Raw genomic sequence first — 629 nt, 5'->3', positions numbered from 1 at the left:
GGGAGTGATTACAAGTGGTTAATTTCATCGCTTAAACGTCTATCATCAACCTCTTTCTTTTTGGAAAACAAAAAGGAAATATTTGGAGGTTCTAACATGTTGTCTTTCAACATGGATAAGGACACAAACGAGGTTTCGATACATATAAACGCATTATCAGCGCACTCTATCTGGGCACCGTTTGGGGACTACATATACTCAGACAGAAGAGAGAGACACACGCTAGATTCTGATCTTGCTAGAGCGTTGCATGACAAACTTTGCGCTCGCGTACGTGCAGGGGAGAAGAATAGACGCTTAAAAGCCGATGAGCTGTTAAGTCTTATTTACAACGACAGCCGAGACGTAAAAAGGCAGAAAGCGAAGATAAAGATACAGTTAAAAAGAGGTTGTCAAAGCGGCGAGGTCAACTGATGGTAGCTATAAAACAAGTCAATAAGCTGCCACTCTGGAACATAGAGACAGATGGGAGAGGGGCAAAGCTAGCACTTGTTGTTTCAAGAAAGAAAACCAGAACAGCTAAATCCTAATAAAACAAATATTTAGGGTCGGGATAGCGGTAGACTTTTAAAGTCGCCGCTATTTTTTTTACTGGTTATATAAACAGTCGGGATAGCGGTAGACTTTGA

General features: G+C 41.2%; 1 protein-coding gene. It reads left to right on the top strand.

The annotated features are described in order from the left end of the window. On the top strand, positions 1 to 414 hold a 414-nt coding region (locus A3712_RS19595; RefSeq protein WP_157618820.1), incomplete at its 5' end, for a replication protein C, IncQ-type. Between the last annotated feature and the right edge of the window lie 215 nt (positions 415 to 629).

The organism is Vibrio sp. HI00D65, assembly GCF_001635455.1.
Classification (GTDB): Bacteria; Pseudomonadota; Gammaproteobacteria; order Enterobacterales; family Vibrionaceae; genus Vibrio.
Note: the sequence above shows the minus strand (reverse complement) of the source record. Positions and strands in the feature narration are given on the sequence as shown.